The 17,839-nt window shown below is 68.0% G+C and carries 18 protein-coding genes; 4 read left to right on the forward strand and 14 right to left on the reverse strand.

Going from position 1 to position 17,839, the window contains the following annotated elements; translation table 11 throughout:
• The 10 genes from H5J31_RS36855 to H5J31_RS36900 form a co-directional block, all read right to left on the reverse strand.
• The coding region (locus H5J31_RS36855) for a PPE domain-containing protein (protein WP_181777288.1) at positions 1–986 on the reverse strand (986 nt) is incomplete at its 3' end.
• Between the two features lie 3 nt (positions 987–989).
• Positions 990–1,583, reverse strand: coding sequence for a DUF3558 domain-containing protein (locus H5J31_RS36860; protein WP_181777289.1), 594 nt, complete (start codon positions 1,581–1,583; stop codon positions 990–992).
• A complete protein-coding gene (locus H5J31_RS36865; protein WP_181777290.1) occupies positions 1,583–1,993 on the reverse strand; it encodes a hypothetical protein in 411 nt (136 codons plus the stop codon). Before H5J31_RS36865 ends, H5J31_RS36860 begins: the two co-directional genes overlap by 1 nt.
• A gap of 164 nt (positions 1,994–2,157) precedes the next feature.
• The gene (gene rplI, locus H5J31_RS36870) at positions 2,158–2,613 is read right to left on the reverse strand and encodes a 50S ribosomal protein L9 (protein ID WP_061981689.1); all 456 of its coding nucleotides are present in this window, start codon (positions 2,611–2,613) and stop codon (positions 2,158–2,160) included.
• 12 nt (positions 2,614–2,625) lie between these two features.
• Positions 2,626–2,874, reverse strand: a complete 249-nt coding sequence (rpsR, locus tag H5J31_RS36875; protein WP_005168122.1) for a 30S ribosomal protein S18 — start codon at positions 2,872–2,874, stop codon at positions 2,626–2,628.
• A gap of 81 nt (positions 2,875–2,955) precedes the next feature.
• Positions 2,956–3,468 (reverse strand): single-stranded DNA-binding protein, encoded by a 513-nt coding sequence (locus tag H5J31_RS36880; protein ID WP_181777291.1) that lies wholly within the window; start codon positions 3,466–3,468, stop codon positions 2,956–2,958.
• Positions 3,469–3,484: 16 nt separating this feature from the next.
• Positions 3,485–3,805 carry a 30S ribosomal protein S6 gene (gene rpsF / locus H5J31_RS36885; protein WP_181777292.1) on the reverse strand — a complete coding sequence of 107 codons (321 nt, stop codon included), beginning with the start codon at positions 3,803–3,805 and terminating at the stop codon, positions 3,485–3,487.
• Positions 3,806–3,905: 100 nt separating this feature from the next.
• Positions 3,906–4,796, reverse strand: a complete 891-nt coding sequence (locus H5J31_RS36890) for a hypothetical protein (protein WP_181777293.1) — start codon at positions 4,794–4,796, stop codon at positions 3,906–3,908.
• 118 nt (positions 4,797–4,914) lie between these two features.
• Positions 4,915–5,808 carry a hypothetical protein gene (locus H5J31_RS36895; protein WP_181777294.1) on the reverse strand — a complete coding sequence of 298 codons (894 nt, stop codon included), beginning with the start codon at positions 5,806–5,808 and terminating at the stop codon, positions 4,915–4,917.
• 135 nt (positions 5,809–5,943) lie between these two features.
• Positions 5,944–6,744: a hypothetical protein gene (locus H5J31_RS36900; protein WP_181777295.1), complete on the reverse strand. Its 801-nt coding sequence runs from the start codon at positions 6,742–6,744 to the stop codon at positions 5,944–5,946.
• 121 nt (positions 6,745–6,865) lie between these two features.
• Between H5J31_RS36900 and H5J31_RS36905 the strand changes: the two genes are divergently transcribed.
• The 3 genes from H5J31_RS36905 (at position 6,866) to H5J31_RS36915 (ending at position 8,918) form a co-directional block, all read left to right on the forward strand.
• Positions 6,866–7,645 carry a deoxyribonuclease IV gene (locus tag H5J31_RS36905; protein ID WP_181777296.1) on the forward strand — a complete coding sequence of 260 codons (780 nt, stop codon included), beginning with the start codon at positions 6,866–6,868 and terminating at the stop codon, positions 7,643–7,645.
• Positions 7,646–7,929: 284 nt separating this feature from the next.
• Complete coding sequence (locus H5J31_RS36910) at positions 7,930–8,541, forward strand: hypothetical protein (protein ID WP_328701706.1); 612 nt, start codon at positions 7,930–7,932, stop codon at positions 8,539–8,541.
• Positions 8,542–8,585: 44 nt separating this feature from the next.
• Positions 8,586–8,918 carry a hypothetical protein gene (locus H5J31_RS36915; protein WP_181777297.1) on the forward strand — a complete coding sequence of 111 codons (333 nt, stop codon included), beginning with the start codon at positions 8,586–8,588 and terminating at the stop codon, positions 8,916–8,918.
• Here the strand turns inward: H5J31_RS36915 and H5J31_RS36920 are convergent.
• On the reverse strand, positions 8,875–10,428 hold the full coding sequence (locus H5J31_RS36920; RefSeq protein ID WP_181777298.1) for a glycosyltransferase family 87 protein: 1,554 nt from the start codon (positions 10,426–10,428) through the stop codon (positions 8,875–8,877). The genes H5J31_RS36915 and H5J31_RS36920 overlap by 44 nt on opposite strands.
• Before the next feature lie 10 nt (positions 10,429–10,438).
• Positions 10,439–11,533: an ROK family transcriptional regulator gene (locus tag H5J31_RS36925; RefSeq protein ID WP_181777299.1), complete on the reverse strand. Its 1,095-nt coding sequence runs from the start codon at positions 11,531–11,533 to the stop codon at positions 10,439–10,441.
• Between the two features lie 55 nt (positions 11,534–11,588).
• On the opposite strand from H5J31_RS36925, the gene H5J31_RS36930 reads away from it, so the two are divergent.
• Entirely contained in the window at positions 11,589–12,638 is a 1,050-nt protein-coding gene (locus H5J31_RS36930) for a Gfo/Idh/MocA family oxidoreductase (RefSeq protein ID WP_181777300.1), read from the forward strand.
• A 66-nt stretch (positions 12,639–12,704) separates the two neighbouring features.
• Here the strand turns inward: H5J31_RS36930 and H5J31_RS36935 are convergent, their stop codons facing one another.
• Both H5J31_RS36935 and H5J31_RS36940 read right to left on the reverse strand, forming a co-directional pair.
• Complete coding sequence (locus H5J31_RS36935) at positions 12,705–15,236, reverse strand: transglycosylase domain-containing protein (protein ID WP_181777301.1); 2,532 nt, start codon at positions 15,234–15,236, stop codon at positions 12,705–12,707.
• A gap of 162 nt (positions 15,237–15,398) precedes the next feature.
• Entirely contained in the window at positions 15,399–17,783 is a 2,385-nt protein-coding gene (locus H5J31_RS36940; RefSeq protein ID WP_181777303.1) for a transglycosylase domain-containing protein, read from the reverse strand.
• Positions 17,784–17,839 lie beyond the last annotated feature (56 nt).

Raw genomic sequence — 17,839 nt, forward strand, 5'->3', positions numbered from 1 at the left:
CCGCCGGCGCCGGGGATCTTCGGCGGGGTGAAACCGGACGCGCTCGTGCCGTCGTTCCAGGACGGCGGCTTGTAGTCGCTGCCCGGGATGTTCGGGTTGTACTGCCCGCCGGGCAGATTCGAGCCGGGCAGGTTGGACCCGGGGAGGTTCGAGCCCGGCAGGTTGGATCCGGGCAGGTTGGAACCCGGCAGGTTGGAACCCGGCATCCCCGGCATGTTCGACCCGGGCAGGTTGGAGCCCGGCAGGTTCGAACCCGGGATGCTGGGCATACCGCCCGGCGGCACGGAAGAGCCGGGAGGTACCGAGGAACCCGGCGGCATGCCGTTGTTCCCGTTCCGGTCGCCCTGCCCGCCGTCGTCCTTGCCCTTGTCCTTGCCGCCGCCGTTCACGTCGACGTTGGTGTTCTGCCCCTCCATCTTGGAGTAGGTGGGCAGCTTCTTGCCGTTCTCGCTACTGGCCTTGAAGTACTCGTTGAACGCGTCGACGTTCGCTTGGCCCTTGGAGTTGTAGTCCCGGATCGCGCGGTCGGTGTCGGTGGTCCACGGGGTGATGGAGTTGAGCAGGTTGTTCTTCGGCGGGTCCTTCGGGACCTGCTGCACCTTCGCCTTCACCGTGGTGAAAGCGGTGTTCTGCTCGCCGAGGTACTTGTCGGAGTCCGTCAGCTTCTTGCCGGAGTCCTCCATCCACGCTCGAAGCGGATGCGCGCCGGACTCCTGCGCGGCTTCGGCGCTCTTGCCGGTCCAGGCGGCGTCCATCTCCTTCGACAGGTTGTCGATGGTGGTCAGCCTGTCCTGGTAGCCGGCCTTCAGCCGGGTCGCCGCGGACTGGCCCTCCTGGATCGACCCGGTACCGGGACCGGTGACGATCTTCTCCCAGATGTTGTAGCAGTCGATCTTCCGATCGCCGCCCGACGCTTCGAAGTCGCCGGATTTCGTGGTCGCCAGGTTGTAGGCCGAGTACCCGGCGATGATCGGCAGCAGGAACACCCGTCAGCCCTCCTTCAACGTCTGGATCATCGCTTCCCCCACCTTGAGCGCGACGGGGCACGGATCGCTCGCGCCGGGCCCGTTGTCGTACTGCACGAGGATGTTCACGGACAGCTGGTCGGTCACGCCGACGAAGAGCCCGCATTTGCCGTCTTTGCGGTGGTCGAGCGACGCGGCGTACACGGCCGGGTAGCCGGCGACCTCCGTCGGCTCGAAGTACTCGTTGTTGGCCTTCGTGTCGTAGACGTCGCTGAGGCCGTTCTTGTTCGCGAGCACCGGGCTGATGTCGACCTGGTTCAGCTTGTCGTCGGCGGCGTAGAGCGTGCAGCCCTTGCCCACGCTCGTGGTGCCGGCCTCACCTTCGCCGAGTCCGAGCTCGGAGCGCTTCGCGGCCGAAAGCGCGGAGCACGCGTCGCTCTCGATCGACGATGTCTTCAGCGGGCTCGACACCTTCGGCGCGGAGCCGGACGAACCGTTCGGGGCACTCGGAGAGCCTGTCGCGTAAGACGGCTCCGAGGAGGCCGTGCCGTTCTTGGTGCCCGAACAGCCCGCGACCAGCGCGGCGGCGGCGAGAACGCATACGAGGGAACGTCGCATCACACGGCCTTGTGCTTGTCGAGCGAGGCCTGCGTCTCGGCTTCGTTCGTGGCGATCTTCTGCTTCGCGGCGGTCAGCTGGTCGATGTAGTTCTTGACGTAGTCCTGCATCTTCTGGTTCTGCTCCAGGAACGCCTTGCCCGACGGGTTCGCCAGCTTCTCCCAGTCGCCGCTCGCGAACTCCTTGCCGGGCGCCTTGACGTTCGCCATCAGGTTCGCGTCGCGGTAGTCCTTCTTGAGCTCGGCCTGCAGGTCGGTCCACTTCTTGATGATGCCGTCGATCTTGTCCTTGTCGAAGGTGAATCCGCCGCCACCCCCGCCCGACGTGGACGCCGGCTTGTCCGGGTTGGCCGGCGCGGACACCGTGACCTTTTCCTGCCGGTTCTGCTCGGCGTTGCTGTCGTAAGCCATGCTTCCCGATCCCCTTTTGAGTCCCCGTGCCTCAACGTCGAGTCTCATAATGCCCTGATCCCCAGTCAAGCCTCAGACGCAGCCCGGCCGGGCGAGGTTCCGCGCAAAGCAAAGGGCGGGACATCTCCGAGATGGAGACGTCCCGCCCTGAGCCGGAAGCGGTGTTACTTGGCCTTGACCTCGAGCCGCACGTCGACGCGGACGTCGGGGTGCAGGCGGGCGCCGACCGAGTGCTTGCCCACGGTCTTGATGTGGTCCTTCAGCTCGATGACGCGCTTGTCGAGCAGCGGGCCGCCGGCGGCCTTGATCGCGTCCACGATCTCGGCGGTGGTGATCGAACCGAAGAGCTTCTTCGAGCCTTCGGCCGCCTTGCCGGTCAGCTGGACGGCGCCGAGGCCCTCCAGGGTCGCCTTGATCTCCTTGGCGTGGTCGAGGTCGCGGATGCGACGGCTCTCCTGCGCCCGCTTGATCGTGCGCACGTTCTTCTCCGCGCCCTTGGTGGCCACGATCGCGTAGCCGCGGGGGAGGAGGAAGTTCCGTGCGTAGCCGTCCTTGACCTCGACGATGTCGCCGGGTCCACCGAGGTTGGCGACGTCGGTGGTGAGAATGATCTTCGCCATTGACGTGCCTCCTTAGCGTGCGGTCGAGGTGTAGGGCAGCAGCGCCATTTCGCGGGAGTTCTTGACCGCGATGGCGATGTCACGCTGGTGCTGGCTGCAGTTGCCGGTCACCCGGCGGGCACGGATCTTGCCGCGGTCGGAGATGTACTTCCGCAGCAGGTTGGTGTCCTTGTAGTCGATGTTCTCCGGGCGGCCCTTCTTCTCGGCCTTGCAGAAAACGCAGACCTTCTTCTTGGGCTTGCGGATGGGTGGCTTGGCCACGGCAATACTCCTGGATTTCTACGTAGTGGTTGTCTCGAGGCGTCTCGCGGAGCTCACGCTCGCGGTGGACCGCCTGTCAGGTCAGAAGGGCGGCTCGTCGGAGAAGCCGCCGCCACCGCCGCCGCCACCGGCGGGCGGAGCGGAGCCCCACGGGTCGTCGGCGGGCGGGCCGCTCTGGCCACCGCCGCCGCCTCCGCCGAAGCCGCCGCCTCCACCGCCACCGGTGCCACGGCTGACCTTGTTCACCTTGGCGGTGGCGTAGCGCAGCGACGGGCCGATTTCATCGACCTCGAGCTCGACGACGGTGCGCTTCTCGCCTTCCTTGGTCTCGAAAGACCGCTGCTTGAGGCGCCCCTGCACGACGACTCGCGCGCCACGCGTCAGCGACTCGGCGACGTTCTCGGCCGCCTGACGCCAGATGTTGCAGCGCAGGAACAGGGCCTCGCCGTCCTTCCACTCACCGGACTGACGGTCCAGCGTGCGCGGGGTGGACGCGACCGTGAAGTTCGCGACCGCCGCACCGGAAGGGGTGAAGCGAAGCTCCGGGTCGGACGTGAGGTTGCCGATCACCGTGATGACGGTGTCTCCAGCCATCGGGAAGTCCTTCGGCTCAGGCCTTGGCGGCGGCGGTCGTGGCGCGCGGGATCTCGCGGCGCATGACCTTGGTGCGGAGCACGGTCTCCTGAAGCGAGAGCTGACGGTCCAGCTCCTTGACCGCTTCCGACGTCGAGTTCAGGTCGAGGAGCGCGTAGATGCCCTCGGCGTGCTTCTTGATCTCGTACGACAGACGGCGGCGTCCCCAGACGTCGACCTTCTCCACGCTTCCGCCAGAAGTACGGATCACGTTGAGGAAGTTGTCCAGGGTCGGGGCGACCGTACGCTCATCGAGCGTGGGGTCCAGGATGACCATTACCTCGTAATGGCGTGACACAACCACTCACCTCCTATGGGCTCGCGGCCACGGACTGTCCGTGGCAGGAGGGTTTGTCCAGGTAAGCGTACCTGGCCGTATTCGAGGGCCTCGCCCCAGGTCAGGCGACGCGGCGCAGGACCCAGGTGCGGACCAGCGCGGCGGTCACTCCGGCCAGCACGAGCACCGCGAGCAGCATCGGCAGCTGGACGTCGCCGCCCGGCATGCCGTCGGTCGCGAGCGCCTCGGCGTTGCCGGCGTTGCGGACGTCGGCGCCTTGACCGGCCTGGCCGTCGGCGCCGGGGACGCCGTACTGCGGGCCGCCCTCGCCCGGGAGCGGGCTGTTGGCCGGGTAGCGCACGCCCGGCGCCACCGCGACACCCGGCTGCGCGACCGGCAGGTTGCCGTATTCGCGCGGCGGGGCGTAACCGGTGCCGTTGCCGCCCGGGAGCAGGTTCGGTGTACCCGGCGCGACACCGTTGGTGCCGCCGCCGTTGCCGCCCTGCTGGGGGGCGGTGGTGCCGGGGGCGGGAAGCGTGGGCGCGACATAGTTCGTCGCCACCGTGGTGAGGCCGCAGCTTCCGGCGACCTTGTGCTCGATGGAGTTCAGCGTCTTGTTCGGGTCGAGACCGAGTCCCCAGGACTTCGTCTCCTTGACCGCCTGTCGCACGGCCGCACCGATGGTCTTCCCGTCGACCGTGCCGCCCGAGGAATTCGGGACCGCACCGACGGAGATCGTGTTGACCTTGGCGATGTCGTTCGCGGCGACGTCCCAGAGTGCCAGCGTGCCCGCTTCCCGAGCGCCCGCCCGCACCAGTTCCTTGACCGAGGTGCCGGTGATCGCGACGGTGTCGCCCATGCCGCCGTTCACGGTGCCGCTGCACGCGTTCGCCAGCGTGGTCGCCGCCGAAGCGGTGCCGCCGGTCAGGAACGCGCCACCGGTGACCATGGCCGCGAGTGCGGAGACGGTGAGCGCCTTGCGGGTGGTCTGCCAGATGGTGGTCTTCCGCACGAGCGCGATCCTCCGGGTCGGTGGGGGCGTGAGGCAGTGCATCAGGTTTTCACCAGAGAGAAAAGCACTACCAACGGGGATAACGAGGGAGTGATCCGAAAGATACTAGGCGGTAGGACTAATTTGTAGCGGCCATTCGGCGGAGGACCCAGGTGCGAACGAGGCCGGCGCTGACTCCGGAGAGTGCCAAAACGGCGATCAGCAGCGGAAGTTTCCCGTCTTGAGTGAATCCGTCGCTCACACTCGGTAGGGCCTCGGCCTGTCCCGCGTTCTGGACGTCCGGATTTCCGGCGCCGTTCTCACCCTCGGCCGAAACACCGAACTGCGGCGCGTAACCCGGGATCTGACCGCCGTAACGAATACCGGGCGAAGGGCTGAAGACCCCGGCCATCGCCATCGGGATGGAGCTGTAGTCGCGCATCGGGGCGTAGCCCGTGCTGACGCCCCACGGCAGGCCGCCGAAGTTCGGGGTGAAGGTGCCGGGCAGCAGCGGGCTGTTCGCCGCCGGGATGCCGGGGCCGCCCGCCGGGTTGCCGCCCTGCGCCGGAGCACCCGGGCCGCCCGTCTGCGGGCCGCCGGGCGTGCCGGGTGCGGGTTTCCCAGGCTGGGGCTGGGTTCCGGGGGCGGGCTTGCCGCCACCGGTCAGTGCGTCGTGAGTGCCGGAGACGGCACCGGTCAGCGCTTCCGCGGCGGGTTCGCCGATGACCGGGACCGGGGCGACGACGGCGTTCACGATGGTCACCGTCACCTTGCAGACCGTGCCGAGCAGCGCGTTGATCGTGCCGGTGAGCACTCCGGAGACCGGTCCGGCGTAGCCGAGGTCCAGCGGCAGGCCGAGCAACGGCGTCTTACCGAGGATCTTGTCGCCCGGTTTCGCGGACACCGATCCACCGCAGGTGGCGGTCTTGGTCTCGGCGGCGGCCGCCTGGCCGGGCATGGCGAGGGCGGCCGAGCCCGCGAGAATGAAGGCCGAAGCACCCAGGGCCGTCGCCCTCCGTGTCCGTTCGCGCATGCCTTCGACTCCTCCGTCGTCCAGGTTCGGTCAGGGTTCGCCTACCTGCACAACGACGCTAATGGAGACAAGTAACGCCCGCTCACTCGAAGAGGTCAGGCATTCGAGTGGAAGCGGGCGTCACCGAAAGTGAGATCAGGCGGGCTTGCCGCGCAGCCAGGCGCGGACCAGCGCCGCGGCGACGACGGCCAGCGCCAGCACCGCGAGCAGCAGCGGCAGCTTGGCCGGGGTGACCGGGGCCTGGACGGCCTGCGCGTTGCCGGTGTCCTTTTCGTCGACGGTGGGCGGCGGCACCTCGCCGGGGATGATCTCGGTGATCACCGGCGCCTGGACGAAGTTGCCCGGGAGCAGTGCCGCGTTGCCGATCACGCCGGCGATCGAGTCGCCGCCGATGCCGGTGGAGGAACCCGGGTCGGATTCGACCGGGAGTTCGCTGCCGGGGCCACCCGGTGCGGGCGGCTTCGGGGGCTCGGGCTGGGGCGGCTTGGGGTCCTCGGGCGGCTTCGGGCCCGGCGGGACCTCGGGAACACCCGGAACCTGTTCGACGACGCCCTGCGTCAGGTTGCCGACCGCGTTGACGGTGCCCTGAACCGGCGGGCAAAGGCCCTTCGCGGCGAGGTCGCCGACCGCGTTGTCGGTCAGGCCGGTCGCCTTGACCACGTCACCGACCGGCAGCGAGAGCAGTGGCTTCCGGCCCTCGGCGGTCTTGGCCTTCGAGTCGAGACCGACCGTCAGCGCCTCGGGCGAGTTGAGCGGCGCGCCCGCGTCGAGAACGAGACCGTTGGCGGCCTTACCGTTCTGCAGCGTGGCGGCACATTCGCCGGAAAGGGTCGGATTCGGTTCCTCGGCGGCCATCGCGATCGTGGGGAACGCGAGCCCGGCCGAAACCGAAAGTGCGAAACCCAATGCCGTGATCCGCCCGGCAGTCTTCCCCATCGAGCTCGTCCTCCGCCCCTGCAGACCCAACGCGGTTTTAACGGAACGCGCTCACGCTACCCCACGAGCGTGACCGCCTCGGACCGCGCACGGAAAAATTCGGCGAGGGTAAGTTGCCACCATGAAAATTGGCGCCCATGTCCGCGACGACGACCCCCTCTCCGCGGTCGCCGAACGCGACGCCGAGGTTCTCCAGTTCTTCCTTTCCGACCCGCAGGGCTGGAAAGCCCCGAAACCCCACCCGCACGGCGAGGCGATCAAGGAATCACCGGTCGAGGTGTTCATCCACTCGCCGTATCTGATCAACGTCGCGTCGATGAACAACCGCATCCGCATCCCCTCGCGCAAGAACGTCACACAGCACGCGAACGGCGCGGCCGAAGTCGGTGCGAAGGGGCTCGTCGTGCACGGCGGTCACGTCGGTGCCGCTGAAGACGTCGAAGAAGGCCTTATCAACTGGCGCAAGCTCTTCGAGCGCGAAGCGGAGAAGGGCGGCTTCGCCGTTCCGATCCTGATCGAGAACACCGCGGGCGGCGACAACGCGATGACCCGCGACCTCGACACGATCGCCCGGCTCTGGGACAAGGTCGGCGAGTTCGGTGCGGGCTTCTGCTTCGACACCTGCCACGCGTACGCGGCGGGCTGGGACCTGACCGAGGCGGTCAAGAAGGTCAAGGCCATCACCGGCCGGATCGACCTGGTCCACCTCAACAACTCGCGCGACGAGTTCGGTTCCACCCGCGACCGGCACGCCAACGTCGTCGGCGGCGACGGCACCATCGACCCCGAGGTGCTGGCGGCGGTCGCGGCCGAGGCCGGCGCCCCCGTGGTCGTCGAGACCCCGGCCGACGGCCAGGCCGCCGACATCGCCTACCTGCGCGAACGCGTCGCCTCCGCCTGACCCCCTCGTGAGTGTTTTGGGTCGCTGAAGCCAGCTGAGTCTTACCTGCTGCGCGAGTGTCGTCCAGCTGATCACGCGTGCCGTCCGCCGGATCACACGTGCCGTCCCCTCAGTCACGCGAAACCGGCCATTCGGTCCAGAGGGTCGTGAGTGGTAAGGACGGTTAGAACGACCCAAAACACTCACGACTCACGCCACCGTGGTGTCGATCATCGAATCCAGCTGGGACAGCCGCGCGTGCAGCCCTCCGCCCAGGTGGAGGGCCATCCGCGCAGGCTACCCAGGTGGGAGATCGTTCCCTCTCCAGCGGGAGGTCCGGCCGCGCGGGTACCGGAAGGCTCGACCTCGACCGGGAAACACCCGGTACTGGAGGGAAAGCCATGAACATCAAGGCCAAGATCGCCGCGGTCGCCGTCCTCGCCGCCGTTGCGGGAACGCTCGGGGCGACGCAGGCGAACGCCGCGCCGGAGCGGTCGTCCGGTTCGGCCGTCGTGGGATCGGCGGGCGGTCCGCTGACCTTCCCCGCCTACGAAGGCGAGCCGGTCCGGTTCGACTTCGCCGCCTTCGGTGAACCCGGGAAGTCGTCGGGCCGGTTCCACGTGAATCACCTGGCCAAGGACGGGAAGCTCGTCGCCGACTTCGACGGCAGGATCGACTGCGTCGCGCGGGCCGGGAGCCTCGCCATCCTGACCGGCGTGATCGAACGCGCCGACATCCCCGGCCTCCCGGTGAACATGGTCGGCCGCAGGGTCGGTTTCTCGGTGCAGGACGAGCCGCGCGGCCACGACCGGATCGGCTGGAGCTGGGCTTACGGCGGCATCGAGCACGACGTCCTGCCGTGCACCGGCCCGGTCCCGTTCTTCCAGACCAGCACCGGCGGCTACCTCGTCCGCTGAATCGGCTTGACCCTCACGCCACGGGAGGGTCGACCCTGGTCCGCATGATCGAGACCGTTTACCGGGGCGAAGACGGGGAGCACGTGGGGTACGTCGCTCCTTCGCCGGACGACCGTTGGCAGGCATTGACCGTTTTCGGCTACCCGCTCGGCGGGCCGGCCGCCTTCGACGACTCCGTGGCGTTGCTGGAGGCGGAAGGGCTGGCCGTCCTCGCCGACCGGTGGTCGGTCAAATACGGCGACGACTGGTTCGCCTGCCGTCTGGTCGAGACCTCCCCGGACGAGGTCGTCGTCCAGATCGACGACTTCGGCTCCGACGACTTCGGCAAGCACCTCAAGCTGGAGCGTCCTGGACCGGAGGTGTTGAAGCGCGTTTGAACGTCCGCGCGTCGGGGGCGCCATCGAGGAATCCGCCCACCGGATCGTCGTCCCCGGCGACGCGGACCAGATCCGTCCGCGGTTTGTAGATCTCGCGGATCACCAGCGCGCACAGACCGATCACCGCGAGGTCGCGGACGACGACGGTGCCGAGGAACCAGTCCTCGGGCAGGCCTTTGTTGTCGACGCCGAGGTAGTACATCATCCGCGGTGCCCAGACCAGGGCGTCGATGATCATCCAGCCGAGCAGCAGCCGCCAGCGCGGGATCGCGAGCACCGCCAGCGGCACGAGCCACAGCGAGTACTGCGGGCTCCACACCTTGTTGGTCAGCAGGAACGCGGCCACCACGAGGAACGCGAGCTGGCCGAGCCGCGGACGGCGCGGCGCGGTCAGGGTGACGTACCCGATGCCGGCGCAAGCGGCGAGGAACAGCACCGCGACGACGACGTTGAGCGCGACCGGCGTCTCACCCGCGGCCAGTTTCCCGTCGAAACCGGCCCAGCCGGAGAGGTGGGAGATCACGTTGTAGAGCGAGTCCGGGTCCATCGGGCGCACCGTGTTGAGCCGGAAGAACTCCCACCAGCCGGTCGGCGCGGCGAGCGCGAACGGGACGTTGACCACGACGAACGTCGTCGCGGCGAGTCCGGCGGTGATCGCCCACTGTTTGACCTTGCCCGCGCGCAGGCACAGGAAGAGCAGCGGGATCAACAGGAGCAACGGATACAGCTTCGCCGCCGCGCCGAGGCCGAGCAGGAAACCGGCGACCTCCGGCCGTCGTCGTGCCCAGGCGAGCAGCGCGGTCGCGGTGAACGCGGCGGCGATCGCGTCGAAGTTGGTGAACGCGTGCACCAGCACCAGCGGCGAGATCGCCACCAGCACCGCGTCCCACGGACGGCGTTTCAGTGAGCGGCCGGTCGCCCACACCGTCACCAGCCAGGCCAGCGCGAGCCAGAGCGCGGAGAGGTTGAAGTAGACGGCGACCGGGAGCGCGCCGGGCAGCCAGCCCGATTCCGCCACCGAAAGCCAGGCTTCGGCGAGCTTCGCGTTGATCCACTGGAAGAGCCCGGTGGCGACCGGGTACTCCATGTACCGCGTGGTCTCCTTCGGCGTTCCCGCGTCTTCGGTCCACGAAGTCACGTACGGGAAGGTGTCGGGATCGTTCAGCCGCTCGGAGCTGTAGAGCGGGATGATGTCCGAATAACACATCGCGACGAACGGACGGCCTGCCCGCCAGTCGAGCTGGTTCATCCCCGAATCGTCGGTGTACTGCTGGATGCAGGACGCCTTGCCGAACCACGAGAGCAGCAGCGCGAGGCAGGCCAGCAGCAGCCCGACCCGCTGTGGCGACCAGAACCAGTGCCGCCCCACGGCCGCGTGTTCGCCGAGCGGCCCGCCGATCGGCCGGGTGGCCGCGGCCACGAGCGGTTCGTTCCAGCTCGGGATGACCCGTTCGCCCGGGGTGAGGGACAGCGGGGCCTCGCGCTCCGGCGGGGTCGTCTGGTCGGACACGTGGCGGATGTTAGCGCCTACGCGGGTGACCCCTGGTGATTTCGCCGCTCCCGTAGAAGCCGGCCAGCACTTCTGCCGCCGCCCCGTATGCGACGACGTCGTCGCCCATCTCGTCGAGATCGACCTGGATTCGTTGCCAGTGCGGCAAAGGCAGCAGCTCCCGCAGCCGCGCGGTGACCGTGTCGCGGTAGATCTCCGGCGCCGCGCGGACCGAACGGCCGGTCAGCACGACGCGTTCGAGGTCGAGGACCTGGACGAGGTCGGCGAGTCCGATCCCGAGCAGTCCGGCCGCCTCTTCGGTGGTCGGCGCCGCGTTGTGCAGCACTTCGACGCAGCCGCGGCGACCGCAGGCGCAGCGTGGCCCGTCGAAGGCGAGGGTGGTGTGCCCGAACTCGCCCGCGTTGGTCCGCGGGCCGCGGTACAGCCTGCCGTCGATCAGCAGGCCGACGCCGATTCCGGTGCCGACGAGCACGACGGCGGTCGCGGTCTCCTCACCTTCCGGCCAGTGCTGGGCGAAGGCGGCGCTGTTGGTGTTCTTGTCGAGCCGCACGGGCAGTCCGATGCGCTTCGCGAGCAGGTCGCGCAGGGGGACGTCGTGCCAGCCCGGCATGTTCGTGGCGTCCCGGACGAGCCCTTCGCGGTGGTCGAGTGGGCCGACGGCGCCGAGGCCGAGGCCGAGCACGCGTTCGCGGTCGGCGTCGTCGAGTAGTGCTTCGGCCGCGTCGGCGAGTGCGGAAACGGCCTGCTCGGGCGTGAATCCCGGCTCCAGCGGCCCACCTCGCGACGCGATGATCTTCCCGGTCAGGTCGGTCTTGACCACCCGGAAGGAGTCCCGGTCCAGCTGGGCGCCGAGGGCGCACCGGGCGTCCGCACGGATGCGCAGCCGCGTGCGCGGTTTGCCGACGCCGGTCGCGGGCTGACGCTCCTCGTCCAGCAGGCCGGCGTCGAGCAGTTCGGGGACGATCTTCGAGACTGCCTGCTGCGTGAGCCGGGTGCGCTCCGCGAGTTCGACGCGGCTCAGGCCGCCCGCGCGCAGGATGTGCGTGAGCAGCAGTGCGCGGTTGTGCTGGCGCAGCCCGCGCAGATTGACCCCGGTGTCCGGCATAGCGGGCATCCTGCCACGGCTGGCCAGTTACGCAACACTGTTGTTTAATGGAACCATGGCTGACTTGCGAGTGGGGATCTTCGGATACGGCATCGGCGGGCGGGTCTTCCACGCACCGCTGATCGGCGCGACGCCGGGGCTGACCCCGGCCGCGATCGTCACCTCCAACCCGGAGCGCGTCGACCAGGCCGTCGCCGACCATCCGAACGCCGAGGTGCTGCCGGACGCGGACGCGTTGTTCGCGAAGGCGGCCGATCTGGACCTGGTCGTGGTCAGCACGCCGAACCGCACGCACGTCCCGCTCGCACTCCGGGCGATCGAGGCCGGTCTGCCGGTGGTCGTCGACAAGCCGTTCGCGCCGACGGCGGCCGAAGCGGCGAAGGTCGTCGAGGCCGCGAAGGCGAAGGGCGTCGGCCTGACGGTCTTTCAGAACCGCCGCTTCGACTCGGACTTCCTCACCGTCCGGAAGCTCATCGACGCCGGACGTCTCGGCGACGTCTTCCGGTTCGAATCGCGCTACGACCGCTGGGTGCCGAAGCCGAAGGACAACTGGCGCGAATTCGGCGACCCCGCCGAGGCCGGTGGCCTGCTCTACGACCTCGGCGCGCATATCGTCGACCAGGCGTTGCAGCTGTTCGGCCCGGTCGCCGAGGTCTACGCGGAGGTCGACAAACGCCGCCCCGGGGTCTCCGTCGACGACGACGTCTTCGTCGCCCTGCATCACACGAACGGCGTGCGCTCGCATCTGTGGGCGTCGGCGCTCGCGGGAACCCGGAACCCGCGGTTCCGCGTGCTCGGCGACAAGGCGACGTTCACGAAGTACGGCCTCGACGTCCAGGAGCCGCAGATCAAGGACGGGATGCGCCCCGGTGAGCCCGGCTGGGGTGTGGAACCGGAGTCGGACGCCGGAAAGCTCGGCGTGAACGACGAAATCGAAACCGTGCCCACCGAGGTCGGCCGCTACGAGGACTTCTACGCACAGGTGCGGGACGCACTGCTCGGCAAGGGCGACTTCCCCGTCGATCCCGCTTCGGCCGTCCAGGCGCTTCGGGTCATCGAGGCCGCTCACCTCTCCGGCGCCGAAGGCCGCGTCGTCACCCTCTAGCCCAACTACATGAAGGCCCCTTCCTTGGATCTAACGCAAGGAAGGGGCCTTCATGTACTTCACGGGCTATCCGTTGTCGCCTCTGCCGCCGCGGCCGGGACCGTTGCCGTTCCCGCCGCCTTCTTCGCCACCGTTGTTGTTCTCACTCGACGGCGGCGGGTTGTCCGAACTCGAAGGCTGCTCTTCCTCCTCGTTCCGGGAAGACGAGCCGGTCGACGGACCGGTCGACGGCGTGCCGGTCTGGCTCGTGTCCTCGTCGCCTTCCGGCGGGGTCTGCGTCGACGGGATGGTGTTGGCGTCGTCGCCGCCGATCATCTTCACCTTGTCGAAGCGCTCCCCCGGTTTCCCGTTCAGGTACAGGGAAAGGAACTTCTGCCAGATCGGCCCGGCGATCGTCGAACCGAAGATCGGCTTGCCGTTCTTGCCCTTCAGCGCCTTGTCACCGTCGCCACCGACCCAGACCGCGGCCGAGATCGACGGCGTGTAGCCGACCATCCAGGTCTGCGAGTTGGCGTCCTTGGCCCACGCGGGCTCGCCGCTGCGGTAGGTGTGCTGCTGGGTCCCGGTCTTGCCCGCGCACTCGTGTCCGTTGGGGCACTTGAGCTTCGAGAACGGGACGACCCCCTTCAGCGACTCGGTGACGTTGCCGGCGATCTGCTTGCTCTTGTCGGAGTCGTCGGAGAACGCGGGGTTCGCCTCTTCCGGAGCGGAGTACGCCGTCTCGTCCTGCGAGTTCGTCACCTTGACGACGAAGTGCCTGTCGCGACGCTGTCCGTCTCCCGCGAAGGTGGCGTACGCGGCGGCCATGTCCTCCGGGCTGATGACCGTCTGGCCACCGCCGAGGGAGATGTTGTTGTCGCCGGTGAACAGTTCCGCGTTGCCGTCGGGAGCCGGTCTGACGCCGGCTTCCTTGGCGGCTTCGGCGACCGGTCCCTGCTTCGTGACGGAGTAGACCATGTCGTAGAACACCGTGTTCGCCGAACGCTGCATGGCCTCGGAGACCGTGCACTGCTGCGAACAGGTGCTGCCCGGGCCCGCGTTGCGGATCTTCCGGCCGCCGATCTCGCGGTTGTTGGATCCGTCGAACGTCGAGTTGAGTCCCTTGCCCAGCTTCAGGTACGCGGTGAGGTCGAACGGCTTCATCGACGACCCGGGGTTCTGCGGCGTGTTCGCCCAGTCCCGGCCCTTCTGGTCCTTGCCGTCCGGCCCCTTCACGATGGTCGCGCCGCCGTAGTACGCCTTCACCCCGCCGGTCTTCGGGTCGACGGCGACGAGCGCGTTGAGCATGTTCTCGTCGGTCTGGCCCTTCATCCCGTCGGCGATCGCCTGCTCCGCCGCGGCCTGCGCCTTCGGGTCGATGGTCGTGTAGACCTTGTAACCGCCGGTGTAATAGACGTCGCCGGTGATGCCGTTCGCGGCCAGTTCTTCCTTGACCTTGTCGCGGATGAACGAGTTGACCACCCCGGCCTGCTGCTTGTCGGCCTGGGGGATCGGTGTCGGGAACTCCAGCGTGGCGCGTTCCGCGGCGGGGAGGAACTTGTTCTCCACCATGCGGTTCAAGGCCACCGTCCAGCGTTCCTTCGCGACCTTCTCGTTCTCCGAGCGGCCCGGCTGCTGGATGAGGCCCGCGAGCAGCGCCGCCTCGGACGCGTTCAGTTCGCCGGCGGGCTTGCCGAAGAAGGCCTGCGCGGCCGACTCGATGCCGTATGCGCCGCGCCCGAAGTAGATGATGTTCAGGTACGCCGAGATGATGTCCTTCTTCTCGTACGTCTGGTTCATCTTGAAGGATTTGGCGAGCTCGGTCCATTTACGGGTGAGCGTCGAATCGTCGTCCCCGCTGGCGACCTTGATGTACTGCTGGGAGATGGTCGAACCACCGCCCTTGCCCGCGGTCACCTGGTTGTAGACCGCGCGCAGGATACCGCCGACGTCGAAGCCCGAGTTCGTCTCGAAGGAGGCGTCTTCGGTGGCGATGACGGCCTTCTTGACGATGTCCGGGATCTGCTCCGGCGTCAGGATCTGCCGGTTCCCGCCCTTGGGCACGTCCTTGCCCATCTCGGTGTTGTCGGCGTAGTAGTAGGTCACCGCCTGGCCCTGCGTGGCCGCGACGGACTGCGGCGAGGGGACGTCGACGGCGAAATAGGTGATCACGAAGGCGATGCCGGGGATCACCACGAACAGGCAGAACAGCGCGAGCAGTACCCGCCGGACCCGTCTCCAGCGGCGTTTCTTGCGTTGCGCCGGGGTGAGGACCGGTTTCCCGTCCTCGCCGGTCTCCTGGACGTACTGCTCGTCGTAGGGCTCTTCGTAGCCCCGTTCCGTCGTTCCGTTGTGCTCGTGGTGCGTGATGAGGTCCGGCTCGTGTTGCGGCGCGACCGGCGGCCGCTGCGGACGTCGTTGCTGGGGTGGAGGCTGCTGGGGCGACTGCTGCCGTTGCCACGGAGCCTGCCCGGGACCCTGCTGACCGGGACCCTGCCGCTGCCCGTAACCCGGAGGTGGTCCCCCGGCCGGTCGGCGGGGCGGTCCGGCCGGGCGTTGCGGACGACGTGCGGGGTCAGGGTCCTGACCTGGCCATCCGCCGTGGGGATCGTCGTTCACTGTGACGTCCTCCGAACCTTTCCGTGGTGAGCGCGGTCCTGCGGTCGCAGGTCTCCTTCTATATAAGACGTGTCTGAAGCGTTCAGGTTCATCGGGTACGACGAAAAGAAGGTGTGCCGGGCCACTGCCCGGCACACCTTCTTCAGTCGTTTCGCCTGGTCATCATGGATCTTCGCGGTTCGGAATCAGCGGATCGGAAGTTCCCGGTCCCGGCCTGGTCGGCCAAGTGGGCTTCGTCGGTTTCGTCGGCTTCGTCTCCGTCGGCTCGGTGGGCTCGGTCGGAGTGGTCGGCGGAGGTGCCGACGACGTCGTCTCGGGCGGTGTCGTCGTCTCCGGCGGCTTCTGCACCGTCGTCGTCGGCACCGAACGGGCGTCCTTGCCGATGGGCTTGACCTTGCCGAACTTCTCCGACGGCTTGCCGGTCATGTACCGGGAGATGAAGTCTTCCCAGATCGGACCGGCGATCGTCTTACCGTAGATCGGCTTGCCGCCCTTGTCGTGCAGCGGCTTGTTGCCGTCGCCGCCGACCCACACCGCGGCCGAGATGGACGGCGTGTAGCCCACCATCCAGGTCTGGGCGTTGCGTTCCCGGTAGCTCACCGGGTCGCTGTCCTTGAAGTCGTACTGCTGCGTCCCGGTCTTGCCGGCGCAGTCGTGACCCGACGGGCACTTCATCTTCGAGTACGGGATGACCTTCTCGAGCGCGTCGGTGACGTTTCCGGCGATCTGCTTGCTCTTGTCGGCGTCGTCGCTGAACGCGGGAGTGCCCTTGGGAGCGGTCTCGTCGAACTCGACCTCGTCCTGGGAGTTGGTCAGCTTCGAGACGAAGTGCTGCTTCTGCCGGACGCCTTCACTGGCGAAGGTGGCGAAACCGGCGGCCATGTCCTCCGCCGTGGTGACCGTTCCACCACCGCCGAGGGCGATGTTGATGTCGGGGCTCAGCTTCGCCTTGCCGCCCTTGTCCACCGTCATGACGCCGGCTTCCCGCGCGGCGTCCGCCACCGGGTCGACCTTCGTGACGTTTCGCACCATGTCGTAGAAGACGGTGTTCGCGGAGATCTCCGTCGCCCTCGCCACCGTGCACTCCGTACCGCAGCTGGAGCTCTCACCCGCGTTCCGGACCGTACGGCCGTCGAACTTCCGGTTGTTGGAGCCGTCGAAGGTCTCGCCGAGACCCTTGCCCATCTTCAGGAACGCGGCCAGGTCGAAGGCCTTGAACGAGGAACCCGGGTTGTGCGGGATGTTCGCCCAGTCGTTCGCCGGGACCTTCTGCCCCTTGTCGTTTTCGATCCAGTCCGGACCGCCCCAGTAGGCGACCACGCCGCCGGTCTTGGGATCGACGGCGACCAGCGCGTTGAGGAGGCTCGCGTCGGTCTGGCCCTTCATGCCCTCCGCGACGGACTCCTCGGCCATCTTCTGCGCCTTGGGGTCGATCGTCGTGGTGATCTTGAAACCGCCCTGGTGCAGCCGGTCCTGGTCGTAGCCGCGGGCCTCGAGTTCGTCGATAACGCGGTTGCGGATGTGCAGGCTCAGCGTCCCGGCGTCGTCGGCCTTGGCCTGTGCCTTCGGGATCGGCGTCGGGTACTGCGCGGCGGTGCGATCGGCCTGGTTCAGCCATTTGTTCGCCACCATCTGATCCATCACGAAGTTCCAGCGCTTCTGCGCGTAGGCCTCGTTCTCGGACCGGCTCGGGCCCTGGATCAGGCCGGCGAGCAGGGAGGCCTCGGACGCGCTGAGCTCCTTCGCGGGCTTCTTGAAGTAGGCCTGCGCGGCCGCCTCGATGCCGTTCGCGCCGCGTCCGAAGTAGATGGTGTTGAGGTACGCGGTGATGATCTCCTCTTTGGACATCTGGTTGTTCATCTTGAAGGATTTGGCCAGCTCGGTCCATTTACGCGTGAGCGTCGGTGCCTCGTTGGCGGTGGCCTTCTTGATGTACTGCTGGGAGATCGTCGAACCGCCGCCCTGGCCGCCGGTGACGTTGTTGTAGACCGCGCGCAGGATGCCGCCGATGTCGAAACCGGAGTTGGTCTCGAACGACGAGTCCTCGGCGGCGTACACGGCGTGCTTGACGACCTCCGGGATGTCTCCCGGCTGCAGGATGACCCGGCTGCCGCCCTGGGCGGGCGCGATCTTGCCCATCGGGCTGCCGTCGGAGTAGCTCAGCGTGATGGGCTGGCTCTGCAGGTTCGCGACGCTTTCCTGGGACGGGACGTCCACCAGGAAGTAGGTGATGACGAACGCGATCGCCGGAACCACGACGAACAGGCCGAACATCGCGTAGAGGACCCGGCGGATGATCTTCCAGCGACGCTTCTTGCGCTGCTTCGGCGTCAGGTCCTTTTTCTTCTTGTCGCCGTCTTCGTCCTCGACGGGCTCTTCGTCGTACTGGTCGTCACCCTCCGCGCCGAACGCGGCGTCTTCGTGACGATCGTCATAGCGGTCGTCGTAAGGGTCGTAGCCGTACGGGTGCTCGGTGCCGTTGTGCGCGTGATGCGTGATGAGGTCCGGCTCGCGTTCGTACGGATCCGGCTCGACCGGACGGACCATCGCGGTCGGCTCTTCGGCGGGCGGACGGCGGTTCGGGGGCGGAGGCGGCGGGCGGT

Origin of the sequence: Amycolatopsis pittospori (assembly GCF_013870525.1) — a bacterium.
In the GTDB taxonomy this organism is placed as follows: domain Bacteria; phylum Actinomycetota; class Actinomycetes; order Mycobacteriales; family Pseudonocardiaceae; genus Amycolatopsis; species Amycolatopsis pittospori.

Bases quoted from the DNA above. Each gene is read 5' to 3' on its own strand.
- H5J31_RS36860 (WP_181777289.1), bottom strand. From the start codon at position 1,583: ATGCGACGTTCCCTCGTATGCGTTCTCGCCGCCGCCGCGCTGGTCGCG.
- H5J31_RS36865 (WP_181777290.1), bottom strand. From the start codon at position 1,993: ATGGCTTACGACAGCAACGCCGAGCAGAACCGGCAGGAAAAGGTCACG.
- rplI (WP_061981689.1), bottom strand. From the start codon at position 2,613: ATGGCGAAGATCATTCTCACCACCGACGTCGCCAACCTCGGTGGACCC.
- H5J31_RS36880 (WP_181777291.1), bottom strand. From the start codon at position 3,468: ATGGCTGGAGACACCGTCATCACGGTGATCGGCAACCTCACGTCCGAC.
- H5J31_RS36895 (WP_181777294.1), bottom strand. From the start codon at position 5,808: ATGCGCGAACGGACACGGAGGGCGACGGCCCTGGGTGCTTCGGCCTTC.
- H5J31_RS36900 (WP_181777295.1), bottom strand. From the start codon at position 6,744: ATGGGGAAGACTGCCGGGCGGATCACGGCATTGGGTTTCGCACTTTCG.
- H5J31_RS36905 (WP_181777296.1), top strand. From the start codon at position 6,866: ATGAAAATTGGCGCCCATGTCCGCGACGACGACCCCCTCTCCGCGGTC.
- H5J31_RS36915 (WP_181777297.1), top strand. From the start codon at position 8,586: ATGATCGAGACCGTTTACCGGGGCGAAGACGGGGAGCACGTGGGGTAC.
- H5J31_RS36925 (WP_181777299.1), bottom strand. From the start codon at position 11,533: ATGCCGGACACCGGGGTCAATCTGCGCGGGCTGCGCCAGCACAACCGC.
- H5J31_RS36930 (WP_181777300.1), top strand. From the start codon at position 11,589: ATGGCTGACTTGCGAGTGGGGATCTTCGGATACGGCATCGGCGGGCGG.
- H5J31_RS36940 (WP_181777303.1), bottom strand. From the start codon at position 17,783: ATGGTCCGTCCGGTCGAGCCGGATCCGTACGAACGCGAGCCGGACCTC.